Origin of the sequence: Lentzea sp. NPDC006480, from assembly GCF_040611995.1 — a bacterium.
GTDB lineage: Bacteria > Actinomycetota > Actinomycetes > Mycobacteriales > Pseudonocardiaceae > Lentzea.
The window spans coordinates 1-4598 of record NZ_JBEXPJ010000302.1 but is presented as its reverse complement, the minus strand read 5'-3'; the positions used below and the strand labels follow the sequence as shown (position 1 = coordinate 4598).

Here is a 4598-nt window from a genome sequence, read left to right as displayed (position 1 = left end):
AGCCGCCACTGCTCTGACCAGCGGATTGCAGAAACCCTGCAAGGCCTCTCGGGCAAGGTCGCGGTGATCGAGAGGGGAAGAGCATGCTTCGCAGGTTTGTTTCCACGGCGCTGACGCTGATGGCGGCGGCCGGCCTGGTGATGGCCGGCGTGTCACCGGCGTCGGCGGCGGTGGTCAACAGGTTCTGGGGTGTGTCGCCGAACGTCTGCCTGGACGCCTACAACGGGCACCCGGACGGCGAGGTCTACGTGACCGGCTGCAACTCCGGCAACTTCCAGAGGTTCGCGTGGGCGAACACCTTCACCGGCACCACCACGCTCCGCAGCCAGGCCCAGACCAGCTACTGCATCCAGAACGCGGGCAGCAGGGTCAACCTGGAGCCGTGCAGCAGCGCCGGGTACCAGCGGTGGGAGATCCGGGGCAACATCGGCAAGCTGATCATCCGCCAGGGCAACCTGTGCCTGGCCAGGGCGCTGGGCACCACGCCGAACCGGGTGATCATGCAGGGCTGTTCGATCCCAGGTTCTGACTGGGCACTGACGAACTGACGAGGGGGAGACTCAGATGAAGATGTTCCGCGTTTTCACCGCCGTCGCGCTGGCCGTCGTGGCCGCACTCGGTGTCGCCCAGCCCGCCTCCGCCGCCGTGACCTGGAAGTTCCAGGGCTCCGGCACGAACAACTGCCTGGACGGCTACCCGGCCCACCCGGCCGGCGCCGTCTACTACACCGGGTGCAACGACGGCGCTTTCCAGAACTTCCGGTGGGTGGGGTCGTTCGGCCGCCAGACCCAGCTGGTCAGCAACCAGAGCAACAAGTGCGCCTGGGGGGAGGGTGACCAGGTGGGCCTCGCGACCTGCAACGGGTCCCCGTCGCAGGTCTGGGTCGTCAGCGGCTCGGCCTCGCGCCTGACCATCCGCCACCTCCACTCCGGCAAGTGCGTGGCGCGCCTGGGGCCGCCGAACATCCGGCTGCAGACCTGCGACGACCGCCTCCCCAACCAGTTCTGGTTCAAGCGGTAGCGGTCACTCGAACCGGGCCGGGTCGCCCGCGCCGTAGCGGATGATCTCGGCCTCGCCGCTGGAGAAGTCCACCACCGTGGTGGGCGTGGTGCCGCACTCGCCGGAGTCGATCACCGCGTCCACCAGGTGGTCCAGCCGTTCCTTGATCTCCCAGCCCTGCACGAGCGGCTCCGCCTCGTCGGGCAGCAGCAGCGTCGACGTGAGCAGCGGCTCGCCCATGGCCTCCAGCAGCGCCTGGGTGACGACGTGGTCCGGGATGCGCGCGCCCACCGTCTTCTTCTTCGGGTGCATCATGCGGCGCGGCACCTCCTTCGTCGCGGGCAGGATGAACGTGTAGTTGCCCGGCGTGGAGGCCTTGATCGCGCGGAACACCGCGTTGTCGACCACCACGAACTGGCCGAGCTGCGCGAAGTTCTCGCACATCAGCGTGAAGTGGTGCTTGTCGTCGAGCTTGCGGATCTCCCGGATGCGGTCGATGCCGTCCTTGTTGCCCAGCCGGCAGCCCAGTGCGTAACAGGAGTCCGTGGGGTACGCGATCAGGCCGTCCTCCCGCAGGATCCGCACCGCCTGGTCGATGGCGCGCTTCTGCGGGTTGACCGGGTGGACGTCCAGGTACTTGGCCATGCGGGGCAGGATATGCCGATCAAGGTTTGAGCAGCACTTTGACCATGCCGTCGTTCTTCTTCTGGAACGTCTCGTAGGCGCGCGGGGCGTCTTCGAGCGCCAGGTGGTGGGTGGCGAAGTCCTCGGTGCCGAGCGGGTCGCCGTCGGTGAGCAGCGGCAGGATCTCCGGGACCCAGCGCCACACGTTGGCCTGACCCATCCTGAGCTGCAGCTGCTTGTCGAACATGGTCAGCATCGGCAACGGGTCGGCCATGCCGCCGTAGACACCGATGATCGAGATCGTGCCGCCGCGGCGGACCATGTCGATCGCGCTGTAGAGGGCCTTGAGCCGGTCGACGCCCGCTTCCTTCATGACCTTCTGCGCCATCGTGTCGGGCAGCAGGCCGGTGAGCTGCTGAGCGATCTTGCCGACCGGAGCGCCGTGGGCCTCCATGCCGACCGCGTCGATCACCGCGTCCGGGCCTCGGCCGTTGGTGAGGTCCTTGACGACCTCGGTGAGGCGCTTGCCGGCTCCGCGCAGATCGATGGTCTCGGTGCCGCGGGCCTTGGCGCGGGCGAGGCGTTCCGGGACGAGGTCGATGCCGATCGTCCTGATGCCGCGGTGCCGGGCGATGCGGCAGGCCATGTCGCCGATCGGGCCGAGGCCGAGGACGGCGATCGTCTGCTCCGGCTGGACGTTCGCGTACTCCACCGCCTGCCACGCGGTCGGGAGGACGTCGCTCAGGTAGACGAACCTGTCGTCCGGCGGGCCGTCCGGGACCTTGATCGGCAGCGAGTTGCCGAACGGGACCCTGAGGTACTCGGCCTGGCCGCCGGGGACCTGGCCGTAGAGCTTCGTGTAGCCGAAGAGCGCGGCGCCCGAACCGTGTTCACGTACCTGCGTGGTCTCACATTGACTTTGCAGGCCCTGATCGCACATCGCGCAGGAGTTGCACGAGACGTTGAACGGGATCACCACCCGATCGCCGGGTTTGAGCTCGGTGACGTGCGCGCCGACCTCCTCCACGATCCCCATCGGCTCGTGCCCGAGGATGTCTCCTTCCGTGAGAAACGGCCCCAGGACCTCGTAGAGGTGCAGGTCGGAGCCGCAGATGCCGGTCGACGTGATCTTCACGATGACGTCTTCCGGTTCCTTGAGGACCGGGTCGGGCACGCTGTCGACCCGGACGTCGCGTTTGCCGTGCCAAGTGACTGCCTTCATGCCCAGTGGCGTTCCCCGCCGGTCCGCGTTGATAACCTGGGACGACTTCTTTCACCCCGGTTATGGAGACCCTCAGCGATGCTCGACCGTGCCGTCGTCGACGCCCTGTTCCCCTCGGACCTGCCTGAACCGTCCTTCTGGGAGGAGCAGTACCCGCCTCGCGGGCTGGGCGCGGACGCGAAGGTCACCCGCCTGGGCCCGTCGCCGACCGGGTTCCTGCACATCGGCGGCCTGTACGTGGGCATGATCGACCGCGACCTCGCCTCGCACTCGGGCGGCTCGTACATCGTGCGCGTCGAGGACACCGACCAGGCGCGCGAGGTGCCCGGCGCGGTCGAGCAGTTCAACCGCGCGTTCGAGTACTTCGGGATCCAGCCCGACGAGGCCGACTCCGTTGGCGCCTACGGCCCGTACCACCAGTCGCAGCGCGAGCAGATCTACCTGACTTACGTGCGCGAGCTGCTGCGGTCCGGTGACGCGTACCTGTGCTTCGCCACGAAGGAAGAGCTCGCGGACATCACCGCGCGCCAGCAGGCCACCAAGCTCCCCACCGGCTACTACGGCCGCTGGGCGATCTGGCGCGACAAGACGGCTGAGGATGTTCAGGCCGCGCTGGACGAGGGCCGTCCGTACGTCGTCCGCTTCCGCTCGCCGGGCAAGGCGGGGGAGCGCACGTCGTTCGTCGACGCCATCCGCGGTCCGCTGGAGCACGAGGCCAACCGCAACGACGTGGTGATCCTCAAGGCCTCGGACCAGTCGCCGCGCCTGCCCACCTACCACTTCGCGCACGCCGTCGACGACCACCTGATGCGCGTGAACCTGGTGATCCGCGGCGAGGAGTGGATCTCCTCCGTCCCGACGCACCTGCAGCTGTTCGACGCATTGGGCTTCGAGCGCGTCGAGTACGCCCACATCGCGCCTTTGATGAAGCAGCAGGGCGGGTCGCGCCGGAAGCTCTCGAAGCGCAAGGACCCCGAGGCGTCCGTCGAGTTCTTCATCGAGGCGGGCTACCCGGCCGAGGCCGTCCAGTACTACATGCGCGGCCTGGTGAACGCGCGCCTGGCGGAGCTGCCGTTGGACGAGGCTCTGGCCGCTCCTATCTCGCTGGCCGAGTGCGGCGTCGCCGGTCCGCTGGTCGACCTGGTGAAGCTGGAGGACATCTCGGCCGACTACGTGGCCACGCTGTCCGGTGAGGAGATCGTGTCCCGGGTTTCCGCCTGGGCCGCTACCCACGACCCGGAGCTCGTTTCGGTGCTGGAGTCCTCGCGTGCCGAGGCCTTGGCGGCTCTGCAGGTCGAGCGCGGCCCTGAGGTCGCGAACCCGCGCAAGGACCTCCGCAAGTGGTCCGACTTCCGCACGGCCTACGGCTTCTTCTTCTCGTCGCTGTTCTCCTTGGTGACCGACCGGTCCGACGAGCGGCTGGGCGGCCTGCCCGCAGACCTGATCGCCGCCTTCGCCGCCGACTTCGCGGACGGGTACGTGGATGCCGAGGACGGCCAGGAGTGGTTCGGCCAGATCCGCGAGCTGGCGACCAAGCACGGCTTCGCGCCGAACCCCAAGGAGTTCAAGAAGAACCCGGACGCCTACCCCGGCTCGATCAAGGAGGCGGCGCAGCTGATCCGCGTCGCGCTGACCGGCTCGAACCGCAGCCCGGACCTGCACGCCGTGGCCCGCACGCTGGGTCGCGACGAGGTGCTGCGCCGGGTGCGCGCGCTCGTCGGCTAGTTGCTCGGGTGCGGCGGCCCCTGGTTCC

The 4598-nt window shown here is 68.4% G+C and carries 5 protein-coding genes; 3 read left to right on the top strand and 2 right to left on the bottom strand.

Features of this window, described 5'->3' with window-relative positions:
* The first annotated feature begins 83 nt into the window (after positions 1 to 83).
* Positions 84 to 548: a ricin-type beta-trefoil lectin domain protein gene (locus tag ABZX92_RS45170; RefSeq protein WP_355572246.1), complete on the top strand. Its 465-nt coding sequence runs from the start codon at positions 84 to 86 to the stop codon at positions 546 to 548.
* A 16-nt stretch (positions 549 to 564) separates the two neighbouring features.
* The gene (locus ABZX92_RS45165) at positions 565 to 1020 is read left to right on the top strand and encodes a ricin-type beta-trefoil lectin domain protein (RefSeq protein WP_355572244.1); all 456 of its coding nucleotides are present in this window, start codon (positions 565 to 567) and stop codon (positions 1018 to 1020) included.
* A gap of 3 nt (positions 1021 to 1023) precedes the next feature.
* Here ABZX92_RS45165 and ABZX92_RS45160 read toward each other — a convergent pair whose 3' ends face one another.
* Positions 1024 to 1644 (bottom strand): L-threonylcarbamoyladenylate synthase, encoded by a 621-nt coding sequence (locus ABZX92_RS45160; protein WP_355572242.1) that lies wholly within the window; start codon positions 1642 to 1644, stop codon positions 1024 to 1026.
* A gap of 19 nt (positions 1645 to 1663) precedes the next feature.
* Positions 1664 to 2845: a zinc-dependent alcohol dehydrogenase gene (locus ABZX92_RS45155; RefSeq protein ID WP_355572240.1), complete on the bottom strand. Its 1182-nt coding sequence runs from the start codon at positions 2843 to 2845 to the stop codon at positions 1664 to 1666.
* Between the two features lie 78 nt (positions 2846 to 2923).
* Here ABZX92_RS45155 and ABZX92_RS45150 point away from each other — a divergent pair, with 78 nt between their 5' ends.
* A complete protein-coding gene (locus ABZX92_RS45150) occupies positions 2924 to 4570 on the top strand; it encodes a glutamate--tRNA ligase family protein (RefSeq protein ID WP_355572238.1) in 1647 nt (548 codons plus the stop codon).
* Positions 4571 to 4598: the final 28 nt, after the last annotated feature.